Here is a 22770-nt window from a genome sequence, read left to right as displayed (position 1 = left end):
GAAGTTTTAAAGAAACCCAAACTACAAGAAGTCTTTAAGGCTTTATCTTTATCTTTCTCATTGCCAAGCCCTTATAAAGGGCTGTGGCAATCTATAATCAAGAATTGCCCTTAGAGATTCCATTACAAAGTTTAAATAAAATCAACCCTCCCCGCTCCCTTATAAAAAAGAGCTAACTCTTTACTTCCTTTTTATAAGGGAGAGCCTACACGAAAACATTATAAGATTAACGCCAAACAGACAAAGGCTACCTTTGTCTATTCTACGCTTATGGATTTAGATTGTCGGGGCTAAGTGAGAGTCATTGCGAGAAGTCGTGGTGTTCTCACCCACACTTGCAAATTTACAATAATGCGCTTAAGAGAATTTTACAATGGAATCCTTAATGACGAGATTTAAGATTATGGATTGCTTCGTTTCCTTACAATGATAGGTTGGGAGATGAATGATGAAATTGTGGGGTTGTGCAAGGTGAGTTGTTGCATGCAATGTGCCGTGAATCTTAAGCTTTCGCAGTGTTTAAAATCTCAATCCCAATTATTAATTATAAGCATTGATGATTGTCATTTTTAAAGAGCGTTAAACAATTAAAAAATATCAAACCCTTATTGGAGGGTCTGACTTTAAATCATCTTTTAAATAATCCTTTAAATCCAAAGTGTATTTACCCGCGTGCACAAGGAGATAAATGCCCTAAAATGCACGGCTATATGTGTCTTTCGCGAGACTTGATGGTGGCTTAGACATGCTCGAATATCATCATGTCTTTTTTGCATTTGACTTATTTTCCTTTGGATAAAGTAGGCAAATCTCCTTAAATCCCCTCCTTGCTTATCGCCTTTGAAAAATGTAATCGTGCTTGTTTTTGAGGCATCATAAAGTGTATCCTATCAGCCTCACAGCCAAGCCCCTAACTAAAGCAATACGATACGGATTCTACAATATCCCATTCTTCCCACAAACGCCCATCATACCATTTTGGTATGAAAGAATTAGGCAAGGTTTCTTCATTATCTTGATGCTTATCAAACATATTGCGTGTGCTGACTTTTACCTTATCAATCTCCCATGAGTCTAGATTTAGTGGTGAAGTCCCACCCATTAAACATACGACTCATATTTTGACCTTACTCGTGTTCCATGATTCTAATCTGTTAAATTCCGCTCCAATTCGCGCTGTTTTTTTAAAAAGAAACTCATATCGATGATAGCAGAAGTATCAATATCGCCTAAATAAATGCTTTTATCTTCCACAAGGGCTTTTAGCTCTCCTTTGGTTTGCGGGAAGTATTTATGAGAATCTTTAGCTTGAGATTTAGAATCCCAACAACAGCTAAAAAGTCCCAATGCCAAAATCCCTAACGCAATACACAAAATCTTTTTGCAAGGTTTTATTTTCTTTCCTTTTGTCAAGGGCTTATTATAGCATTTGAGCAATAATTGAGCAAAATAATTTATCTTGTCTGAAATAGCATTCAAATGACTTCAATGTCTATCGGCTTTTCTTTATGTCGTGGATTATCTTTATAATGGCTTTTGTATTGTCAATTTTGCGCAGACTATTTCTCTTTTTCGCCTCTTTTAATGCTAGTTTGGCATACTCTAGCAAAGTGTATTTTTGTCCTGCATAATTATCGCTTAAGCTAATATCATTATTAATCTCTATTTTTTCCTCTAAATTCACTTCAAAGCCGCTATCAATGAGAAACTTAAAAGCTCTCGCATTTCCTAGTGCAATCAAACCAAATAATATATCAGACCTATTGTGGCTATCTATGCCATAGGTATCTCTTAAATAGTTTTCATCAAACCAAGCGTATTTTAATAATTCACCAAAAGGAAGAGGTTCACCACAAAATAGCATTGGTTTCTTTTCATAATCTTCTTCTAGCAATCTCAAACTAAAATCATCATCACGCATAAATATCTTGAAAATATTGGTATAAAGCTCTTCGTATTCACTGCTAAAGAGGGAACGGAAAGCATCGCTTTTTGCCTCTGTTGTGCATCTGTCCTTTCTATATGATGGGATTTCCTCATCTAAATTCTTGCCTATATATTCCCAAAAATCATCTTTGCTTTTATCATAAAGATTCGTCAATCGTAATTCTTTTTGAGAATTGTCGCTGTCAAAACCAGCCCTTGCAAACACAGCTGATAACATATCATTAAACGAATAGGGATTATCAATGGGAGATTCTAAAACCATAGTGTAGTTGCTATCAAATCGGATAAATACAACCTGCTCCCCCGTGATAATCTTAGTATGTGCAATGTTGCGATTGTCTATAAAAACTATGCTTATTGGCACTTGTTCGGGCTTTTTTTCATACAAATACTCCGTATAGGCGTATTCTCTATCTCCGAGATACCACCCAACTCTACCAACATTCGTATAAGCACCATATCTATCGACTAAATCGCTGACATAATCACTCTCCCAAACGATGGCTTTTTGGATATTATAATCATTGTAGGATTTAATATCGCCATAATCATCGGAATCGCAACCCACAAAAAACACAAAAACACTTAATAAGCTTACCCATATTTTCATCTTTATTCCTGCTTGTCGTCCTCTTTGCTTTCCATCTCTTGGGGTTTGTTTAAATGTCTTGTTAAGAACATCGCCGCATAAAGGGCAAACATCACGATAAATGTCCCAATCAAAAGCGCGTAAGCATCTTGGAAAAGCATTAAGAACAAACTCACATATAAAAACACCATAATGCACCCGATGATATATGCAAACCTTTTCTCGCCCATAATGCTAAAAGTATAAAGCGATATAGGCACAATCACGCTTAAGCTTGAGAGAACATAAGCAATCGCGAATCCCAAATGCTCACTAAAAGAAAGCAAACTTAGATAAAACACCACCAAACTCGCGCCAATTAGCCCATATTGCAATAAAATCACGCTTTTGCCACTTGCGATTTCGCATAAAAATAATGCTAAAAATGTCAGCGCAATAAACAAGTAAGCGTATTTTACTGCTCTATCAATCAGCCGATATTCGGTGATTCCTTGATAGAGATTTATTTTAAGCGGTTTGACTGCGTCTTGTTGGTAATTCGCAGTGTTTGAAAACGAAAAGATAGAATTTTCATTGCCTGTTGTGTAAGTCGCCTTGAATCCTTTAGAGTCGACGCTATGGTGGTTTGGCAAAAGAGAGCTAAACGAGGGATTCTTCCAAGTAGATTCAATCTCTAAAGTATTTTTTTGTGCGCTTGGTTGCACCTCAAAAGATGAATGTCCTCGCATAGACAATACACCATTAATTGTGATTTTAACGGATCTTAAATCACCAAACGAAGATGCAAGGGGAATATGATTTGGTTTGGTAAATTTCGTAGAAACGGGACTTTGATTGATTGAAAGTGAAATGATTTCGCTTTTGCGCATATAAGGGAGATTCAAAGCAATATTTTCTATATTAAAAGTAACAAAACCAGAATCAATCATTTGGCTTATCGCATAAAGATCAAAATCAAATTCCGCTTCAAAGGTAGTCTCTGCTTCATAAATCACCGCCTCATAAATCCCCCTTTTTCTTTGTTGGGGTTTTAAAACAACTTTGGCATTATAAGTCTCCGGTGTAATGTGGAGAAACTTTTTCTTATTTTCATTAGTATTGTAAGGAATGACAATCACAGGGGCAAAGAGAACACTAGAATCTCCCCAATCTTTCCCAATTTCTTCCATTGCTTCTTTTGCGTTGTATTGCCTATCGCGTGAAATGGAATCAAACATCATCAAAGGAATCAGTAGCAAGAGGCTCAAAAGAAAGAGTAATAAAGTCTTTTTAGTATAGTTTGAAGTTTGGCTTTTGGGGAGATTTATCATTTTATCCTCGCGTTGTTAGAATAAGCATTATTATACCAAAACAATCATTATATGAGCAGGTCTTGCGACTGCGTGTTGATTTTTACACTATTTTGACAAGATTGCAAGGGGAGGGGAGTTGAAAACATAGAATCATCATAAGAATTAAGAATTTTTGGTAATTCTAAGCCAAAATTTTCATAGTAATTTAGCGAAATTTATGGTGGAATCCCAAATGAGATTCCGCGTAAAGGCTTATTTGTAGGGAAATAGCGAGTGTGCCTAAAGACGCTTATACCAATCTTAAGTTAGTTTGACAACGCGACTAAAGCCATTCACTCTGATTTTGTCTTGATTTAACAAATCGTGAAGCCACCATCTACCATTAATGTGCTACCTTATGCGAAACTCGCCCCCTCACTTATGAGTCATAATCCCTAGAATCTCCCTTTATTTATCTTATTGCCCCACGCGTTTTGCTTGTTCGGGTGGGTAGCGGTCGCCTTGAATGCTAATCTTATCAAGAATTTTATCAAGTTGTGCTAAGTCATTTGTGCTTAAATGCACTTGCAATGCACCAAGATTTTCGCGCAAATGTTCTTTGTTTGTCGTGCCAAAAAGCGGGATAATATAAGGCTTTTTTGCCAAAAGATAAGCGAGTGCAACTTGTGCAGGAGTTGCGTTTTTATCTTTTGCATTTGGATTTTTGCCTTTGCCAAATTCGCTTAATCGCTCGATGATGTGATAATTTGCCGCCATTGTGTCATCTTGGTATCGTGGAAAGGTCGCGCGATTATCATTTTTTGGGTCAAAACTGCTATTTTTCGTAAGCTTGCCACTTAAATATCCACGCGCCAAAGGTGAATACGCCACAAAACCGATTCCTAACTTTTCAAAGGTAGGGAAGAGTTCAGATTCAACATTACGCCACATCAAATGATATTCGCTCTGCACAGCGGTAAGCGGGCAGATTTTATGCGCTTTTTCTATCGTTTGTGCGCTCAGTTCGCACACACCCCACCTTGCAACTTTGCCTTCTTTTATTAGCTCTTTTATCGTCTGGGCGACTTCTTCTATCGGTGTTTTTGGGTCAAATCGGTGTTGATAAAAAAGTGGAATCTGCTCTAGGTTTAGTCGTTTGAGGCTTTGTTCGCACACTTCTTTGATGCGTTTGGGTGAGCTATCTAAAACATCAGCATTTGCCCCAAAACCAAATTTGGTTGTTACATAGACTTTGTTGAGATAGGGTTTTAGAATCTTGCCCGCTAAGATTTCATTGCTATTGGGTCCATAGACTTGCGCGGTGTCAAAAAGCGTGATTCCGCTCTCAACACATTGTGCGACAATATTTGCCGCTTCTTTTTCGCCTAAAACCTTGCTGCGATGATAGTTTAGCCCCATAAGCCCAAAGGCAAGGGCAGAGACTTCAAAAGCTCTATCGCCTTTGCCCAAAGTGCGTTTGGGCATTACCTTAGAATCGGGTTTAGATTCTAGCGCAAAAAGTGGCGAAACACTTAAACTCAAACTTGCCCCTAGTAGTGCCGAGACTTTTAAAAACTCTCGTCTATCCATTGTGTTGTTTTTCATTGTTTTATCCTTGTTGTTTTATGCAATGAAATTATAAAGTATGAGAGCTAGTCTCTGTCAAGTTTGATTAAACATTATAAAAGCAGGAAGTTCGTATAATTTGTAGAGTTTATTGATGCTATTTAAGGGTTAAACCAATGACAAAGCTACTTCAAAATCTAGGGGAATTTTATATATGTCAAGGGGCAAAAATTTTTAATCAAGATTGCACAGAGGGGTTAAAAGAATTAAAAGATGATTCGGTTGATTTTATCGTAACAGACCCTCCATATTTTATAGACGGAATGGGGAATGAATGGAATGATAATAATCTCAAAACCAAAGCTGCAAAAAGTGGTGTCATTGGTGGTTTGCCTGTGGGTATGAAGTTTGATAAATCACAAGGAGAAAAATTGCAAAATTTTATGAACCCTTTGGCAAAAGAATTTTATAGAGTTTTAAGACCCGGTGGGTTTTGTGTTGTGTTTTCGCAAGCTAGGCTCTATCATAGAATGGCAATGAGCTTAGATTTGGCAGAGTTTGAAATCCGCGATATGCTCGCTTGGAAATACGAAGGGCAAGCAAAAGCATTTTCGCAAACTCATTTTATTCGCAAAGACAAAACATTAAGCGAGGAACAAAAAGAATCGTTAATTAAAGAGCTAGAGGGCTATAAAACACCACAGCTTAAACCACAGATTGAACCTATGGTTTTGGCGCAAAAACCAAAAGTGGGTACGTTTGTGCAAAATTGGCAACAATACAAATTAGGGCTTATCAATACCAATGAAAGTTTAGATGGTAGATTCCCGGGCAATGTTATGGAAGTCTCAAAACAAAGTAGAAAACAAGAAAGCGATGAGAAAATAGAACATTTGACGCGTAAGCCTGTGTGTCTGATTTCTCATCTGATTAAACTTTTTACACGAGAGGGGCAAATTGTGTTTGACCCCTTTATGGGCAGTGGTTCGCATGCGATTGCTGCATTGCAAAATCATCGCAAGTTTATAGGCTATGAAATTGAGCAAAAATATTTTGAGATAGCGAAGCAACGAATTGAGAAAGAAATTTTGTAGGGCAGGATTCTCAAAATGAATCAAGAAGAAATTTTTAAAACTTTTGAGCTTATTGTTGAATATCATGAAAAATATCTTAAAGGCTATGGAGTAAAGTCTATAAAACTAAAGGATTCAAAAGGGAATTACACAAAAGATGCTTTAGTTTTAGTGTATTTAGCTCAAAACTATCCCAACACAAGAGTTATTTCAAAAGCAGAGCTTACAGAATTTGTTCGACAATTTTATCCCAATGTGAGCGATGTGCAGCAAGCTAGACATCTAAGCAAACAAGGAGGATTTAATATTATTTCAGGCACTCGTGGCGATATTGGAGCTAAGATTCCGGCAGGGTTTTATCAATTGGTAGATTTAACAACACCTTATCCCTCTTTTAAACCCGATAGACGAAGTGGAATCGAATCTGCAAGTTTTGAAGAACTGAAAAAAGAATATGATTATAGATGTGCGACTTGTGGGAGCGTGGAGGGGCAGCCCCACAATATACGCAAAAATGAAGTTATACAATTACAAGAGGGACATATGAATCCTGCTTTGCCTTTAGAGATTGGTAACATTATCCCACAATGTCAGGTCTGCAATCGTCCCGATAGGGATAGGTGGATTTATGATAAAACAGGCAGGGTGATAGCGGTTGCAGATTCTGATGATGGCAAAAGGGTGGTTGAAAAATATCTCAAAAAAGTTTCACAATCAACCAAAGAGTATTTTTTCGAGTTTTTGAAAAAACTTTTAAGACAATAAGTCAATAAAAGCCTTTAAGCTATAACCTCTTTATGAAATCTGCTATATAATGTCGGGATTCTAGTATCGTGGGCGCGCTTTGGAAGTTTTTATGAATTTTTAGGAGGTTAGCGACCTTTAGCGGTCGTGCCTCCTATAAAATTCATAAATCTTTCAAATGGTGCTTACGAGACGAATCCTTATAACCCCACACTTTTTGCTGCATCGCTCCCGGGCGCATATCTTTCACCCACAATAACAAGCTTATTGAGTTGTGCATTTATCTCTTTAAGCTCTTCTTGGCTAAAGTGCAATAAACGCGCATTAAGATTCTCTTCTAAGCGGTGAATCTTGGTTGTTTCAGGGATTGGCACAACAAAACTTTTGTTTGAGAGTATCCACGCTAAAGCAACTTGCGCAACACTTGCGGGTTTGCCATTAATGCTCTTATTTTTTGCAACATCTTTAATAAAGTCGATGACTTTTTGATTTTCTTCTAGGGCTTCTTTGGTGTAGCGCGGCATAGACGCACGAAAGTCAAGGGTAGGGTGAAAGGTGGTATTTTTATCAAAACTTCCACCCAAAAACCCCCTATCAAGTGGGCTATATGCGATAATCGTAATGCCCAATTTTTCGCATGTGTCCATAATGCCATTATTCTCTAACTCACGAAAAGCCATAGAATATTGACTTTGCATTGCCACAGGTGCAAAGACTTTGTGCGCTTTTTCGATTGTCTTAACTCCTGCTTCGCCCAATGCCCATGCTTTAATCTTACCTTCTTTGACAAGCATTTGCATCGTCTGGGCAACTTCTTCTATCGGTGTATCAATATCTACCCGATGTTGCGTATAGAGGTCGATACAATCTCTTTGCAATCGTCTTAAGCTTCCATCAACCGCACGAATAATAGATTTTCTGCTCGAATCAAGCTGTTGTTTGCCAAAAGGATAATAGAATCCAAACTTTGTATTGATGATGACTTTGTCTTTATAGGGTTTTAGTGCTTCGCCAAGCAATTCTTCGTTGGTGTGGGGTCCATAGACTTCGGCAGTATCAAAAAATGTATAGCCCAAATCCACCGCTTTTTGCAAGAGTTTTATCATTTCTTTTTTGTCTCTTGCGGGTCCATGATTTGCGCTCATTCCCATACAACCTAGCCCAATGCTCGAGACTTTTATTCCGCTTTTGCCAAGTGTGCGTGTAAGCGATTCTGTGGGTAAGGTTTTAGAATCTTGCATGATTTCTCCTTTGTTTTGGGTAATCGATTGTGCGTTTAGTGTGCCAATCCCGCTACTAAAAAGTGCCAAAGCAGTGATGAATTTGCTCGAATTTTGCAAAAATTCTCTACGCGTTTGTTGGCTCATTCTTTCTCCTTTAGTGAATCTTTGAATGAAGCAAATCTTTGCCTGTGGCAATCATCTCATCATAAATGCTAATTTTATGTTCAAGCTTTTCAATGCTTTGATGAATGTTTGTGAGCTGTTGTTTAAGAATCGCGGTTTGTTTGAGTAGCATTTCTTTGCGCTCATTTGCACTTTTCCTGCCTTGAGCAATCAGTTTCATATATTTTTTGGTATCTTTGAGGCTCATTCCTGTATCGCGCAAACAAGCAATCCACGCAATCAGCTCCACACCTCTTTTATCAAAATATTTCACCCCATTTTCATCTCTGTCAATAAAGGTTTCAAAAAGCCCGACTTTCGCCCAGAATCGCAAAGTATGTGGTGAGATTCCGGTTTGTTTTGAGACTTCTTTAATCGTCCAAGCCATTGTTCCTCCTTGTCAAATTTATATCAATCTACACTTCTAATCCTAAACTATCAAGCCATTTTTTAAGACTTGCTTTGCTCTCGCCAAAGTGCATTAGTCTGCCTTGTTTAAAAATCGCATTAGGAGCAGAGCGTTGCATATCTTTGGGTGCATTACCCAATTCACTCCCGCCACTTGTGCAAAATGGAATGATGATTTTGCCGCTAAAATCACGCGATTCTAAGAAAGTATTGATAATATGCGGCGCGGTGTACCACCATATTGGAAAACCCACAAAGATAATTTCACAATTGCCAATATCAATAGGATTTGCAATTTTTGGGCGCGAGGATTTATCGCGCATTTCTATGCTTGTGCGGCTTTGTTCGTTTGTCCAATCCAAATCAGCTTTGCTGTATGGCTCTTGTGGCACAATCTCATAGATTTGAGATTCTGCAATCTCTGCAATCTTTTGCGCAACTTCTTTGGTGATACCACTTGCGCTAAAAAACGCGACTAAAGCTTTCATTGTTTCTCCTTATTGTGTGAGATAGACTTGCGTCTTAAAAGGTTTGTTTTGGGATTTTAGAATCCCTAAACCATTTTTGACTTTACCCATAAAGACAAGCCCACTATTTGGCGGTTGTTTTTCATAAAAGATTCCGACATTTCCCCAAGGTGCATAGCAGAAAAAATCCCCAATTTGTGGGATATAGCTAGAATCTCCTTTTGCTTGAAGCTTACTTGGTAGATAGGTGATTTTTTCTTTGTTTGCAAAATCACTCCATTCTAGCTCTAGGGGTAACATCTCCACAAACGCTTTTGAAGTTGCGTTTTCTTCAAGTTCTATAAGCACCTTTTGGTTGTCAAACTCTATAATCACTTGCATTGTTTCCTCCTTTGCGTTGGCAATCTCTGCGATACAGATTCCACTTAAAATTACCAAACTTGCCATTCTGATAAGGGCTTTTAAGGCTAGATTATGGAATCTCGCTTTTCTTTGCATTTTACTCTCCTTAATGACTTAGTCGCTCTATCAAGGCTTTTTGATAATTCTCTAGCTCACTTACTCGCACTCCCTCAAAAACAAGCGGTTCTAAATACTTCATTCCACAATGCAATGCACTTGCTTTCATTGGCAAAAACACATCTTTAAGTTCTACACCCACTCTGCCATTTGCTCCATAGGTGCTGCGTCCGCCACCTGCTGTGGCGACAACAAGCATTTCTTTGCCTTGCCAAAGCCCGGGTCCCACACTCCCCCAAGTTTCGTTCAGATAGGCTTTCATCATTGGCGTGATATTAAACCAATGTGTGGGGAAGATAAACACGACTCGTTGCACTTCACGCGTGAGTTTGCGCTCTTTTGCCCCATCAATGCTTCGCGTATCATAACCATAAATGCTTTCTAGGTTTCGCACATTCACACCTTTAACACTTCTAGCAGCAGATTCTAAACCTTTGATTAAGGTTGAGCTTTCAGGGTAGGGGTGTGAAACGATGACTAGCGTTTTAACCTTTGCTTCATTAGCAAAGGCGAAATTCCATAGACAACTTAAGCTAACTGCCAAGAAAATCAAAGCGTTTTTCATTATAAATGCCCTTAGTGTAAAAATGTGAATGTATTATAAACAATAAGAGTAACTATCAGTCAAGAGAGTTTAAGAAATTTTGAGGAATTTTAGATTTAAGGGTTTAAATAATTTTCTTTGATGAGTAGATTTACCACTTCCCTAAAAAGCGGCACTGCGGTGCGCGCCGCGAAATAAGCTTCTGTCTCGTTGGGTTCAAATACACTAATACCAATCGTGTATTCGTTACCTTTTTCATCGTTTGCAAAGCCAAAAAATGAGCTGTTGTATTTGCGCACATATTTTCCGCCTTGCGCAATATGTGCCGTGCCTGTTTTACCACCGATTGTTATACCTTGCACTTGCGCGGTTTTGCCTGTGCCCTCATTGACGACTTTAACTAGAGTGTTTTTGACTTCTTTTGCGGTTTTGTCGCTTAGGATTCTAAGGGGCATTTGGTGTTTGAGTTTGTAGCGAGATTTGGAATCTTGGAGGTATTCCACCAAATAAGGCTCGTAAGAGATTCCGTGATTGGTGATGATATTGTAGGCTTTGAGCATTTGCATAAAAGTCGTGCGCAATCCATAGCCATAAGACACCGTGGCGCGATAAACCTCGCTTTGGAATCTTTTAGCATCAGGAATCACGCCCACGCGTTCATAAGGCAAATCAATCCCGCTTAAATTGCCAAAACCAAAGGCTTGTAAGGCTGCATTGTATTCGCTAGGACTTAGCCGTTGGGCGATTTTTGCCATACCGATATTGCTTGAATATAGCAACACTTCTTCGGCGGTTGAGGATTTGAGCTTATGCGTGTCTGTGATATAGAAATTGTGCAACTTAAAGCGTCCATTTTCTAAATCAATCACTTCATCTGGGCGCGTGAGATTCTTATCAAGCAGAATCGCGTAAATAATGGGCTTAATGATGCTTCCGGGTTCGTAGGAGTATTCAATCGCATTTGCGTTGAGCCTAGAATAATCGTTTTTGGTGATTTCATTAGGATTGAATCGCGCACTACTTGCGAGGCTTAGGATTTTGCCACTTTTGCTTTCTACAATTCCGATAAGAATCTCTTTTGCGCCAAGCCCTTTAGTGTTTTCGTCCGCAAGTCGTTCAATCTTTTTTTGCAGTTTTAGCGGAATGGAGCTAATCACATCATAGCCATCAATTCTATCTTTGAAAGTAGAGTTTTTGTTTAGAATCACATTAAATCCAATATCGCGTTGCCCAATCATCAGCAAATCATTCATCGGTTCTAACTCGCTATCAAAGCTTTTTTCAATTCCTTTGACTCCTTGCACACGCGTGATATTCGTATCGTTTTGTTTGTTGGTATAGCCTAAAATCGGCTCCATTGTGTCTTGATAGAGATAATCTCTGCTTTCTCCGCTCTCTACGACAGATAAGCCATATTTGAAAATATGCCCATTTTCATCTTCATAGCTTTGAAAAACATCTAGTTGATTAAGCTTGAGATTGAGTTGCTTGAGGTAACTCGCACTTTTAGAATCAATGCTATAAGAAAGCGTAACATTGCCTTTTTGCTCCAATTTGGTGCGAATCTGGCTTTTGGGAATTTTGCTATAAATACTAAAAAGATTGATGAATAATTCTTTTTTTTGTGGATTAATATTATAAGTATTTACCACGGCTTTATAGACTTTTTTGCTTGAAGCAAGCAAGAATCCATCGCTGCTGTAAATATTGCCTCTAATTGCATTTTCAACGCGTTTTGCTTGGAAATTTGGAAGTTTGCGCGTGGTGAAATTATGGTAGAAAATTGTGCCTAAAAATATGCCGAATCCTATTCCTATTGTTAGGAATAGAAGTAGGATTTTACCCGCTTTTTTGGATTTGGCGTCATTCATCTTAGGCGTAAAAGTTACATTTGTGTTTTGATTAATTCTTTATAAGCACTGATTGCCTTATTGCGCACTTCTAGCATTAGCTTCATACTATTTTCGGCTTTCCCAATCGCAATCGCAGCCTGATGAATATCTTTGATTTGCCCTGTTGCCATATCCGCCATTACTTGCTCATTGACTTTTTGATATTCATTGACTTCATCAACTGCGTCTTTGAGCATACTTCCAAAGCTCTTTGAGGGCGGGTTTAAATCGTGATTTGGCGCAAGATTTGGAACATCTTGGAGCTTAGAGTTTAGCTTCTCTAAATCTACCCCATATTTGTTAATTTCCATTGATAATCCTTTATGCTTGGAACATTGTAATCGCCGTGCTTGCCATATTTTTAGCACTTTGAAACACAGCAACATTTGCTTGATAAGCTTTTGTTGCTTCAATCAAGTCTGCCATTTCTACGACTGCGTTAATGTTGGGATACGCGACATAACCTTCAGAGTTTGCGTCTGGGTGATTTGGCTCGTATTTCATCTTGGGCTGCGTATCATCACGCACGATTTTATCCACATAAACGCTCATTAGCGTAGGCTTTGGCTTTCTTTGCTCATCAAAACTATCCATTTCATCTAATGGATCTTCATATTCTAGCAAATTATTGCTTTTTTCATACTTTTGATTTAAAACTTTATCAAAATCAAACGCTTTTAGCACAAGTTCTCTGCGTCTATAAGGTCCTCCCTCGTCTGTGCGCGTGGTGTTTGCGTTGGCAATGTTACTTGAGATTAAATTAACTCTTTGTCTTTGCGCCGAAAGTCCATAGCCACTAATATCAAAACTAGATAAAAACATTTAACTTCCTTAAATATTGCGTGAAGATTCCACTGCGTAAGTGAAGATTCCACCTTGTTTGCGTAATGCACCAATAATTGCTTGATACATAATATCATTTTTTCCCATTTCGCTTGTTTCAATATCTAAATCCACACTATTGCCGTCATTTCTAGATAAATGCCCATCACGATAAAACATTGTCGGACGCTTGAGACTCATATCTTCAATAGGCAATAGATGATTTTTGTTTGTAATCGCCACATCAAGCTCTAATTTGCGGTTGCGATTGAAAATCTCGTCCGCTTTGGCTGCCATCATTTGCTCGAAATTTATATCTTTTGGGCGATACATTGGAGTAGAGACATTCGCGATATTACTAGCTATCATATCTCTGCGCACAGCCCTGTGGTCTAGGGATTCTTGTGCGAGAAGACGCGCTGGGCTATAACCAAAAATGCTCATATCAAACTCCTAAATATTGAATTTCAAACAAAGAGTAAGCAAGTTTTGTTCCAAAATCAAATTAGCAAAGGTTTTTAGTTGATTAATTGATTGGGATTCTGCATTTTGCTTTGTTTTATCCTTGTTATTACGAAGATTTTGTTAGGAATCTGTGGCAATCTACGATTCTACTATTGCGTCATTGCGAGAATTGCAATGTAATTCGTGGTGTGCAATTTGTGAAACAAATTTCACCCGCGCTATGCAAATCTATAATAATGAGATTAAGAGGATTTTACAATGGAATCCTTAAGGCGAGATTCCAAATTATGGATTGCTTTGTCTAGTTGTCTGTCTTAGTGTCATTGCGAACGAGCGTAGCGAAGTATGGCAATTCCCTTTGGGATTCCATCTAGGAATCCCGCTAATGGCATTAAGAATCGCGTTTGTTTTAGCAAGTTTATTCTTGCAAACTTTTCATATCAATTACATAGCGGAATCTCGCTTTACCGGTAGTTAGATTCTCATACGCTTCGTTGATTTGTGTAATAGAAATCACTTCGGTTTCTGGATAAATTTTGTGTTTGAGCGAGAAATCAAGCATTTCTTGTGTCTCTTTCATACCGCCAATGAGCGAACCATAGACCTTTTTACCCGCCGCAAACACAAGCCTTGTCAAGTCAATAGCAACTTTTTCATCTGCCGGTGGCAAACCCACAATCGCCATTTCACCGCCGAATTTAAGCAACTCCGCGTAAGCATTGACATCATAAGCAGTCGGAATCGTGGAAATGATGAAGTTAAATCGCTCCTTGCAGTCTTTGGTGTCAGTATAAACTGCCTTTGCACCGAGTTCTAGGGCTTCTTTTTCTTTGTTTTTATTACGCGCAAACACGCTCACTTCCGCACCCATTTTGAGTGCGTATTTGAGTGCCATCACGCCAAGCCCACCAAATCCAGCCACCGCGACTTTATCACCCGCTTTGACATTGCTAAATTTAATCGGAGAATAAGTTGTGATTCCTGCGCAAAGCAAGGGTGCTACCTTTTCAAGTGGCGCATCTTGTGGGACATTGACGGCAAACTTTTCGCTTACTACAATGTTGTTAGAATACCCGCCATAGGTTGGCTCATTATTATGAAAGCAATCGTGGCAATCATAAGTAAAGACGCATTGTCCGCGTTCGCAAAACTGCTCTTGGCTTTTCTTGCACGCGTCGCATTCTCCGCAGGAATTAACCATGCAGCCTACACCCGCATAATCGCCGACTTTGAATTTACTCACATTTTTGCCCACAGCCACCACGCGCCCAGCGATTTCATGACCGGGCACCATTGGGAAGATTCCTTTGTGCCATTCCTCTCGTGCGCTATGAATGTCGCTGTGGCAGATTCCAGCATACAGAATCTCTATTAAAATGTCATTTGCCCCTAGTGGGTGGCGCGAGAAACTAAAGGGCTTGAACGAATCGCTTTTGTGCGCAACCGCATAGCCTTTAGCCGTGATTCTTTGTCCATTTTGTGCTTGAGTTAAATTGTCTTTTAAAAGCATTTTGTCTCCTTAAAGCAAAAATAAAATGAAATTATAAAATATAAGAGCTAGTATTTGTCAAGAGAAATGTAGAATTTCTCCAAAAGATTCTATGCTTGTTGCATACTTTTCCACCACTTGCGTCATTGCGAGGCAAAGCCGAAGCGCACATTTACATTAAGGTTGCCCACACTTGCAAATCCATAATCTTTAAACAACCCGTGATTTTGCTAACTCGTCATTGCGAGATGTGAAGCAGCGAAGCAATCCAAATGTAAGTCTCGCTTTTAAGATTCCATTATAGAATCTCACTTAAGCCAAGATTATAGATTGCCACAGCCCTTTACAAGGGCTTCGCAATGAGGAAAGATTTTCTCTAAAACTTGTTTTAGAGAAAATCAAAGTTGCCTTTTCTTGTTTGTGAGTTTTGCATTAGGCTTTGGTTGGGATTGTAATTCAATAAGTGAGGCGAGAGACGCGACAATCCTAAACAGACCCTTGGATTAAAGCTTGGCAAGGCAGGATTCTATGCGTTTAAAGCCCTCGTCAATTTCTTCTTTGGTGATATTAAGGCTTGGCAAGAATCGTGCCGTGTTTCTACCGCTTTTAAGCACTAAAACACCGGCTTCAAAAGCAACGCTAAGGAATTTTGTCAAAGTTTCTAAATCTCGCACTCTAAGTCCACGCATAAGCCCCAAACCCACTTCTTCTGTGAAAATCTCTGCATTGCGCTTTTGCAAATCTTGCAATTTGTGCGTAAAATATACAATGGTTTTGTCCAATTCCCCGCTTTGTTTGTGAGTGTGTAGAATCTCCAACACCTCTAAGGCTGCGCTTGTAGAGAGGAAATTCCCGCCAAAAGTGCTTCCATGGTCTCCGGGCGCAAAAATATCCTTTAAAGTCGTCATTACTGCGCCAATAGGCACACCACCCGCTAAACCTTTGGCGGTGGTAATCACATCAGGCGTGATTCCATAAACTTGTGAAGCAAACAATTCTCCGCTACGATAGATTCCGGTTTGCACTTCATCAACCATTAGCAAGACATTTTTTTCTTTCAAGGTTTTTGCTAAGTTTTGAATCTCTTGTTTGTCAAAAGGCGTGATTCCGCCCTCTCCTTGCACAAGTTCCAAAAGCACCGCGCAAGTAACATCGCTAATCTTGTTTGGAACATCGCTTAAGTCTTTGGCATACACAAAACCATCGGGAAATGGTCCAAAGTATTGGTGCATTTTGCTCTGCGCAGTGGCTTTGAGGGTGCTAATCGTGCGCCCATGAAAGGAGGAATCTAAAGTGATGATTTGATACCTTTTGAGTTCGCCATTTTCTTCTCCAAATTTTCTAGCGATTTTGAGTGCGCCTTCGTTTGCCTCCGCGCCAGAGTTTGCAAAAAACACGCGCATATCGTATCCGCTAAGCTCTACGAGTTTTTTTGCGAGTTTCGCTTGGGGTTCAATCAAATAAAGATTGGAAGTGTGGATTAGATTTTTTGCTTGGTTTGCGATTGCTTGGGCAAGTCGTTCGTTGCCGTGTCCTACGCTACACACTGCGATTCCAGAACCAAAGTCAATATATTCTTTGCCCTTTTCATCATAAAGCCTAGCACCTCTGCCTTTGACAAAGTGTGTCCAATTTCGCGCATAAGTATGCAATACAAAATCCAAATCCATTCGTTTTAAAGTTTCTTGATTCATTTTTTGCCTTTTTTAGGTTTTTAAAGTTTTGGGAATTTTACAACAAGAAAAGTTAAAAAATAATCTGATAAAAATTTGTTATAATTTGGTAGAAGACAGAATCTAGCTTTTGGAGAAAAAATGCCCAAACTTTCTATTATTATCCCATTTGGCATAAGCATTGAGCGAGAGTTTATCAAAGATAGAGTGATTAATAAGGCAAAAACTCTGCGCAGTGATGAAAAGTGTAGAAGTGATTTTCGTGGAGGGATTCTCTAGTTGTGAGTATTAAGAACTGCCACAAATCGTGCAAGAAAATGGACATAAATATTATAAGATTAACCAATGATAATTTTCACAAGGAGAATGTAGAAATTTCGGCGCAATGTGCGCAACCTCTGATTGTGTAATGCCCTTAGATGTGGATTATCATCTCTCAAACGAGAATCTTCAAAGGCTATTAAAACTTATCAAAGTTAAGAATATAGCCAAGAATCCCAATGCGCTGATTTGTTTGCCTGTTGTGTTTTTAAGCGAACAAGGAAGTCAAAGGCTTTTAGAAGAGGAAGTGGCATTGTGGGATATGCTAATTGGCGAAGACTTGATAAGTGGCAAACGCGAATGGATTGACTTTTTCTCATTAGTTTCAAGTAGTGTGGTGGTGAATCGGCATAAATTTTTGGAAATTGGCGGGAATGATAGTGCGTTTGTGGGGCATAGTTATGAAGACCACGATTTTTTTGTGCGTTTGCTTTGCGCGACAACGCATTTTGATAAAATGCCTAAAAGTTTAGAATACGATGATGGGAGTTGGAATTTTTTTAGATTTAAAGGCTTTCGTGCTTGGTTTTCTTTGCTAGGAAATGAAGCGAGTTTGTATGGAATCTATTTGTATCATTTTTGGCATATTAAGCCAAATCAAAATAGTTATTTTGATAGAAAAAAGCAAAACCACGCGCTTTTTTACCAACATCTAAAGAATCGCAAAACGCACTCCATAAAGCCTTTGCAAAGCATAGATGCAGAGGGGCAAAAGGTGCTTTTGCTTTGTAGGCATAAGGGTTTGCTTTTGGAATCTCTGCGCGGGGCAAATGTGTATTTGGGCGAGATTCTACATAAAAGCGAGGAGGAGTTTTTCAAGGACAATGCGTTTAGCAAAGAGGAGTTTTTGGGGTTTTTAAAGGTGCAACAAATTTCTACGATTCTCTTTCCAAATCCTTATGGCAATCCCAAACGCAAAGAAATTTATGATTTCGTGCGCGAGGCAAATCTACCCTATCTCTGCTTTGATAGAGGCGCGTTACCGGATTCTTGGTTTTTTGATTCTTGTGGGTTTAATGCAGATTCTACGAGTTATGATGAAAAGCATTGGAATCGCCCTTTAAATCAAGAGCAAATCACACAAACCAAGCAATATATTGCAAACATTTTAGCTGCGGGGGGGGGGGGAAGTTTTTAGAGCCTCAAGGTAGGATTAGAGGCGCATTTAAACTCTCAAAACGGCTTGGAATCGGAAATAGGCGTGTTGTGTTCGTGCCTTTGCAAGTGCAAAGCGATTCTGTGATTTTGCATTTTACGCGCGAACCTTTTAGTTTTGATGGGTTTTTGGAGATTGTAGAGTTTGGTGGTGGAATCGCATTTGTCGCCAAAAAACACCCCTTATCTTCAAAAATCAATAAAAAAGCATATAAAAACATTGTTTTCGCTCCCGATGATACGAATCTTTTGGATTTGTTGGCACTTTGCGAATGCGTTTTGACGCTTAATTCTGGCGTGGGCGTTTATGCGATGTTGGCAAAGAAGCCTTGTATTGTTTGTGGAAAGGCGTTTTATCATTTTTGTGGGCTAAATCTCAAGGCGCGAGATAGGGAAAGCTTGGTTTTGGCTTTGCGAGAGGTTTTGCAAGGGCAATTTGTCTTTGATGAGGCGAAGTGTTTGCGCTTTATCCATTATCTTAGAAATGAATTTTATAGCTTTGGTGAGAGTTTTTACAAGAGTGGAAGAGGGCAAGGGCGTAAATATAGGCGCGTTTGTAGGATTGATTTTTATCAGATTTTCTTGGGCGGGAAGAAGTTTTTGGAAGTGCCAAAATACCAAAAAACTCATTTTGGATTAAAATCTTTGATTTATAAACCTTATCTTTTTGAAATTTATAATAATAATTTTTTATTAAAAATGCTAAATTTTCTGATTCCGGATTTTTTGTTAGTGAGAATCTCACATATGAAATTCTATCGTTTGCTAAAAAACTACTTTATAATCCTAAAGAGTTTGTGCGAGATTCCAAAAATCCGCACATTAAGCGATTTAAAAGCAATTAGGAATCTTGGGGAAACCTTGCGTCATTGCGAGATTCCGCATTAGATAAAAATGCTAAAACGCGTTATAATTCCACGATTGACTTTTGCATTTTAAAGTCGTAAAAATCTATGAGGAATCCCAAAATGGAAAAATCCAAAGAAATAGAATTTGCCTTCCTTGCTTTGAGCGAATTGCTAGATGAGGTTGCTCCTAATATCAAGCCGATTTTTGTTTCTCTTAGAGAGAATCCAAATTTTTTGTTTGAACAAGAATCCAACCTGCTACAAGAGCTAAGTTCGCAAGAGATTTCTAATCTCATCAAGTCTTTTACGCTTTATCATTTGTTATTAAATATCATTGATGAGCGGTATCAGTTAAGTTTGCGGCAGAGCAAGGGGCAGATTCTTCGCGCCATTGAAGAGTTAAAAGCCCAAAAATACGATACAGAAGATATTAAAGCGGTTTTAAAAAAGATTCAATTTTATCCTGTTTTCACTGCGCACCCCACAGAATCCCTGCGCCGAACATTTTTAGAAAGCTACCATGATATGTATAATGATTTGCATTTGTGGTTTAAGTTTGGAGAAAAGAGCGCGAAAGAGCATTTGAAATACCGCTTGAATCTGCTTTGGCGTAGTCATATTGTCCGCAGTGAAAAGATTGAAGTGCTTTTTGAATTGGATAATCTGCTTTATTTTATGGAAAGCTCCATTTTACAAAGCGGGGCGCGGATTTTGCAAGAAGTGCAAGATGTGTTAAAAGAGCATTTGGGCGACACTAGCGATTCTGTGTTGAAAAAATCCCCTATCTTGCTTGGAAGTTGGATTGGTGGCGATAGAGATGGCAATCCTTATGTAACCAATCGCGTGATGATTGAAGTGATGAAACACCAACACCAAACCATTATCCAGCAGTATTTGAAGATGATTGATAAATTAATCCGTGAGCTTTCTATCGCCCAAGAATACGCGACTCCAAGCGACGCATTAGTGGAAAGCCTAGAAAAAGACAAAGAGCATTTAGATACTCTCGCTAAAAAGCTTTTTTTACAAGAGCCTTTCCGTGCGAAGCTTACTTGTATGCGTCAAAAACTCCAAAACAGAATCCTTATGCTCAACCTCCCCCAAAATATGCTTAACGAAAATAAACTCTACATTTATGAAAATTCCAAAGAGTTTATTAGCGAGATTGAAATGCTAATAGAATCGCTTGATGAATGCAGTGCGACTTATCTAAAAGAGCTAAGGAATCTCGTGCTTCTTGCAGGATTTCATCTAATGCGACTTGATTTTCGCCAACATCGCGATGTATTTTGGCAAGCCCTCGCAGAGATTTTTGCAAATCTTGGCTTCGTGCAGGGCGATTTGCTGACGCTACCAAGCACAGAGCAAACCAAGATTCTTAATGACGCACTAAGTAAGCCTTTGATAGATTTAAACGCGCTTTATGGTAAGCTTAGTAATTCCACGCAAGAGACTTTACTTGCTTTTGTGAATTTCAAATGGGCAAGGGATAGAATCAGCGATAATATCATTGATTCTTGCATTGTATCTATGTGTCAAAGCGCGAATGATTTGCTTTGTGTGCTTTGGTTTGCCAAGCAAAGTGGGCTGTGGTGCAAGGGAAAGAAAACGCGCATTTCTATTTCGCCACTTTTTGAAACGATTGGGGATTTGGAATCCGCGCCGAAGATTTTGCGCGAACTTAGTGCGAATCCGCATTATGCCGAGTATCTCCAATCACGCAAGAATCGCCAAGAGATTATGATTGGCTATTCGGATTCCAGCAAAGATGGCGGAATCTTTGCGAGTAATTATTCGCTGCGTAAGGCAATTGGGAATCTTATTTTGCTAGAAGATGAATTGAATGTGAAGTTTAGATTGTTTCATGGGCGCGGAGGGAGCGTTAGCCGCGGTGGTGGAGCATTAGAAGATGCTTTGCTTTCTTCTTTGCCAAATAGTGTTGCGGGATTCCTAAAAACTACCGAGCAAGGCGAAGTGATTAGCTATAAATATCTCAATCCCAAAAAGGCGGAATCTAGCCTATCAAGCGCACTTGCGACACTGCTTAAAAAGTCAGTGTATGATAGATTTGAAACCTTTTTGGAAACGAGCGATTCGAAGTTTGAATCCCTTTTGCAGACCATTAGCACAGAATCTTATCGCGCGTATAGAAATCTTGTTTATGAGACAGAGGGTTTTATTGAATATTTCAAATCTGCAACGCCGATTCATTTTATCTCGCAATTAAACATTGGTTCGCGTCCCTCTAAGCGCAAGGATACGCAAAATGTTGAAGATTTACGCGCGATTCCGTGGGTGTTTGCTTGGACACAAAATCGCGCGATTCTCCCTGCGTGGTATGGTTTGGGAAGTGGCTTAGAAGCGGCATTTAGGCAATGTGGGCAAAAAGAGAAGCTAAGGCTTTGCTATCAAGAAAATTTGTTTTTTAAAACCACGATTGATAATATTTCTCAAGCTCTTTTAAAAGTGGATTTAGGAATCGCAAAGCATTATAATGATTTCGTTGAAGACGCGGCTTTGCGCCAGAAAATTTGGCAAATGATAGAAAACGAATATCATCTCACTTTGGATTGGTTGCTTTTTGTGCGCAGTGAGGAATCCTTACTTGCAAGTGAAAAGCTGATTCAAGAGTCTATTTTGCTTAGAAAGCCGTTTTTGACAAGTCTTAGTTTTTGTCAGCTTTATTTGATGAAAGCCTACAAAAATGCGCAATATGAAGAACAAAGGGAAAGAATCGCAAAGCAAATTGTTACAACGATTGTCGGAATCGCGCAGGGTGTGAGGAATACGGGCTAAAGTAGGATTATGCAAGAGAATCGCAAAGCAGATTTTAAAGTAATTATTGGGCTGTAACTCCCTTGCAAAGGGAGTAGGGATTAGAATCTATAGCCCAATTACACCCACGCGTTGTTTGCTGTATTTTGGATTCTCCGCAATCTCAATCATCGCACTTGCATAATCCGCATAACTTCCTTTGCTTTCGCCCTTGTCATTGACCTCAAATTCTTCGCCGATGATTTTATATTTTCCGGTTTTAGGTGCATCAGCGACAAATTCAGCAGGAGGGCTTACAAACACCCAATTAATATCTGAAACACCGCGCAAAACTTTTAGCCCCTCTGTTTGTGCGTTCGCTAAAGGCTTGTATTCATCGGGGAAGTTTGGTGTATCAATGAGTTGTGTGGTGTGCGATTTGTCCATATAGAGGCTTCCAGCCCCTCCTACGACAAGGAATTTCGCCTTATTTCCCTTTAGAATCTTTACAAGATGTTCAATGTGCTTTTTGTGCAAATCAAGCTGCTTCCATTCACCAAAACAATCAATCACCACATCAAAGCCTTGCAAATCACTTGCGTTGAGGCTAAAAATGTCTTTTTGGATTATTGTGAGGTTTGGTTTGGGGCTAAGCTTTTTGTTATCACGCACAAATGCGCTAACCGCGTAACCTTTGGCGAGTGCCTCATCGGTGATGAGTTTGCCTACTCTGCCACTTGCTGCTAAGATTGCTATTTTCATTGTTGCTCCTTTTTTGTTTAGATTATGATTTGCGTCTGTGTTTGTCGCGTTTGCGAAATTGAATCCAAAAACTCCA

General features: G+C 39.1%; 23 protein-coding genes. 6 read left to right on the top strand and 17 right to left on the bottom strand.

The window, feature by feature from the left end:
* Positions 1-910: 910 nt before the first annotated feature.
* The 5 genes from LS69_RS06870 to LS69_RS06850 form a co-directional block, all read right to left on the bottom strand.
* Complete coding sequence (locus LS69_RS06870; RefSeq protein WP_138123462.1) at positions 911-1102, bottom strand: hypothetical protein; 192 nt, start codon at positions 1100-1102, stop codon at positions 911-913.
* 44 nt (positions 1103-1146) lie between these two features.
* Positions 1147-1347 carry a hypothetical protein gene (locus tag LS69_RS10475; RefSeq protein WP_194145457.1) on the bottom strand — a complete coding sequence of 67 codons (201 nt, stop codon included), beginning with the start codon at positions 1345-1347 and terminating at the stop codon, positions 1147-1149.
* Between the two features lie 145 nt (positions 1348-1492).
* Positions 1493-2557, bottom strand: coding sequence for a hypothetical protein (locus LS69_RS06860; RefSeq protein ID WP_138123460.1), 1065 nt, complete (start codon positions 2555-2557; stop codon positions 1493-1495).
* Positions 2558-2559: 2 nt separating this feature from the next.
* A complete protein-coding gene (gene creD / locus LS69_RS06855; RefSeq protein ID WP_138123458.1) occupies positions 2560-3846 on the bottom strand; it encodes a cell envelope integrity protein CreD in 1287 nt (428 codons plus the stop codon).
* A gap of 438 nt (positions 3847-4284) precedes the next feature.
* Entirely contained in the window at positions 4285-5412 is a 1128-nt protein-coding gene (locus LS69_RS06850) for an aldo/keto reductase (protein ID WP_238699229.1), read from the bottom strand.
* A 137-nt stretch (positions 5413-5549) separates the two neighbouring features.
* Here LS69_RS06850 and LS69_RS06845 point away from each other — a divergent pair, with 137 nt between their 5' ends.
* Entirely contained in the window at positions 5550-6467 is a 918-nt protein-coding gene (locus LS69_RS06845; RefSeq protein WP_138123456.1) for a site-specific DNA-methyltransferase, read from the top strand.
* 15 nt (positions 6468-6482) lie between these two features.
* Positions 6483-7211 (top strand): hypothetical protein, encoded by a 729-nt coding sequence (locus tag LS69_RS06840; protein WP_138123454.1) that lies wholly within the window; start codon positions 6483-6485, stop codon positions 7209-7211.
* Between the two features lie 179 nt (positions 7212-7390).
* Here LS69_RS06840 and LS69_RS06835 read toward each other — a convergent pair whose 3' ends face one another.
* The 11 genes from LS69_RS06835 to LS69_RS06785 all read right to left on the bottom strand — a co-directional run bounded on the left by LS69_RS06835 (position 7391) and on the right by LS69_RS06785 (position 16875).
* The gene (locus tag LS69_RS06835) at positions 7391-8557 is read right to left on the bottom strand and encodes an aldo/keto reductase (protein ID WP_138123453.1); all 1167 of its coding nucleotides are present in this window, start codon (positions 8555-8557) and stop codon (positions 7391-7393) included.
* A 10-nt stretch (positions 8558-8567) separates the two neighbouring features.
* The gene (locus tag LS69_RS06830; RefSeq protein ID WP_138123451.1) at positions 8568-8963 is read right to left on the bottom strand and encodes a MerR family transcriptional regulator; all 396 of its coding nucleotides are present in this window, start codon (positions 8961-8963) and stop codon (positions 8568-8570) included.
* A 28-nt stretch (positions 8964-8991) separates the two neighbouring features.
* Positions 8992-9471 (bottom strand): flavodoxin, encoded by a 480-nt coding sequence (locus LS69_RS06825; protein WP_138123449.1) that lies wholly within the window; start codon positions 9469-9471, stop codon positions 8992-8994.
* A 9-nt stretch (positions 9472-9480) separates the two neighbouring features.
* Entirely contained in the window at positions 9481-9948 is a 468-nt protein-coding gene (locus LS69_RS06820; protein WP_138123447.1) for a cyclophilin-like fold protein, read from the bottom strand.
* A 10-nt stretch (positions 9949-9958) separates the two neighbouring features.
* Positions 9959-10534, bottom strand: a complete 576-nt coding sequence (locus LS69_RS06815) for an NAD(P)H-dependent oxidoreductase (RefSeq protein ID WP_138123445.1) — start codon at positions 10532-10534, stop codon at positions 9959-9961.
* A 95-nt stretch (positions 10535-10629) separates the two neighbouring features.
* Positions 10630-12384 carry a penicillin-binding protein 2 gene (locus tag LS69_RS06810; protein WP_138123443.1) on the bottom strand — a complete coding sequence of 585 codons (1755 nt, stop codon included), beginning with the start codon at positions 12382-12384 and terminating at the stop codon, positions 10630-10632.
* 14 nt (positions 12385-12398) lie between these two features.
* Complete coding sequence (gene fliE, locus LS69_RS06805) at positions 12399-12716, bottom strand: flagellar hook-basal body complex protein FliE (protein ID WP_138123441.1); 318 nt, start codon at positions 12714-12716, stop codon at positions 12399-12401.
* 10 nt (positions 12717-12726) lie between these two features.
* The gene (gene flgC / locus LS69_RS06800; protein ID WP_138123439.1) at positions 12727-13227 is read right to left on the bottom strand and encodes a flagellar basal body rod protein FlgC; all 501 of its coding nucleotides are present in this window, start codon (positions 13225-13227) and stop codon (positions 12727-12729) included.
* 9 nt (positions 13228-13236) lie between these two features.
* Positions 13237-13671, bottom strand: a complete 435-nt coding sequence (gene flgB / locus LS69_RS06795; protein ID WP_138123437.1) for a flagellar basal body rod protein FlgB — start codon at positions 13669-13671, stop codon at positions 13237-13239.
* A gap of 439 nt (positions 13672-14110) precedes the next feature.
* On the bottom strand, positions 14111-15202 hold the full coding sequence (locus LS69_RS06790) for an NAD(P)-dependent alcohol dehydrogenase (RefSeq protein ID WP_138123435.1): 1092 nt from the start codon (positions 15200-15202) through the stop codon (positions 14111-14113).
* 482 nt (positions 15203-15684) lie between these two features.
* Complete coding sequence (locus tag LS69_RS06785; protein ID WP_138123433.1) at positions 15685-16875, bottom strand: aspartate aminotransferase family protein; 1191 nt, start codon at positions 16873-16875, stop codon at positions 15685-15687.
* A 120-nt stretch (positions 16876-16995) separates the two neighbouring features.
* On the opposite strand from LS69_RS06785, the gene LS69_RS10890 reads away from it, so the two are divergent.
* The 4 genes from LS69_RS10890 to LS69_RS06775 all read left to right on the top strand — a co-directional run bounded on the left by LS69_RS10890 (position 16996) and on the right by LS69_RS06775 (position 21974).
* A complete protein-coding gene (locus LS69_RS10890; protein ID WP_238699227.1) occupies positions 16996-17133 on the top strand; it encodes a hypothetical protein in 138 nt (45 codons plus the stop codon).
* Between the two features lie 106 nt (positions 17134-17239).
* Positions 17240-18313 (top strand): hypothetical protein, encoded by a 1074-nt coding sequence (locus tag LS69_RS10885; protein WP_238699225.1) that lies wholly within the window; start codon positions 17240-17242, stop codon positions 18311-18313.
* Positions 18223-19218, top strand: a complete 996-nt coding sequence (locus tag LS69_RS10880) for a hypothetical protein (RefSeq protein ID WP_238699223.1) — start codon at positions 18223-18225, stop codon at positions 19216-19218. The genes LS69_RS10885 and LS69_RS10880 overlap by 91 nt, the downstream gene beginning before the upstream one ends.
* An 80-nt stretch (positions 19219-19298) precedes the next feature.
* A complete protein-coding gene (locus LS69_RS06775; RefSeq protein WP_138123431.1) occupies positions 19299-21974 on the top strand; it encodes a phosphoenolpyruvate carboxylase in 2676 nt (891 codons plus the stop codon).
* Between the two features lie 87 nt (positions 21975-22061).
* Here LS69_RS06775 and LS69_RS06770 read toward each other — a convergent pair whose 3' ends face one another.
* The gene (locus LS69_RS06770) at positions 22062-22694 is read right to left on the bottom strand and encodes an NAD(P)-dependent oxidoreductase (RefSeq protein ID WP_138123472.1); all 633 of its coding nucleotides are present in this window, start codon (positions 22692-22694) and stop codon (positions 22062-22064) included.
* Positions 22695-22770 lie beyond the last annotated feature (76 nt).

It is taken from the genome of Helicobacter sp. MIT 05-5294 (genome assembly GCF_000765675.1).
Lineage (GTDB): Bacteria > Campylobacterota > Campylobacteria > Campylobacterales > Helicobacteraceae > Helicobacter_D.
The sequence above is the reverse complement of the archived record's forward strand: the minus strand, read 5'-3'. Positions and strand labels throughout refer to the sequence as shown.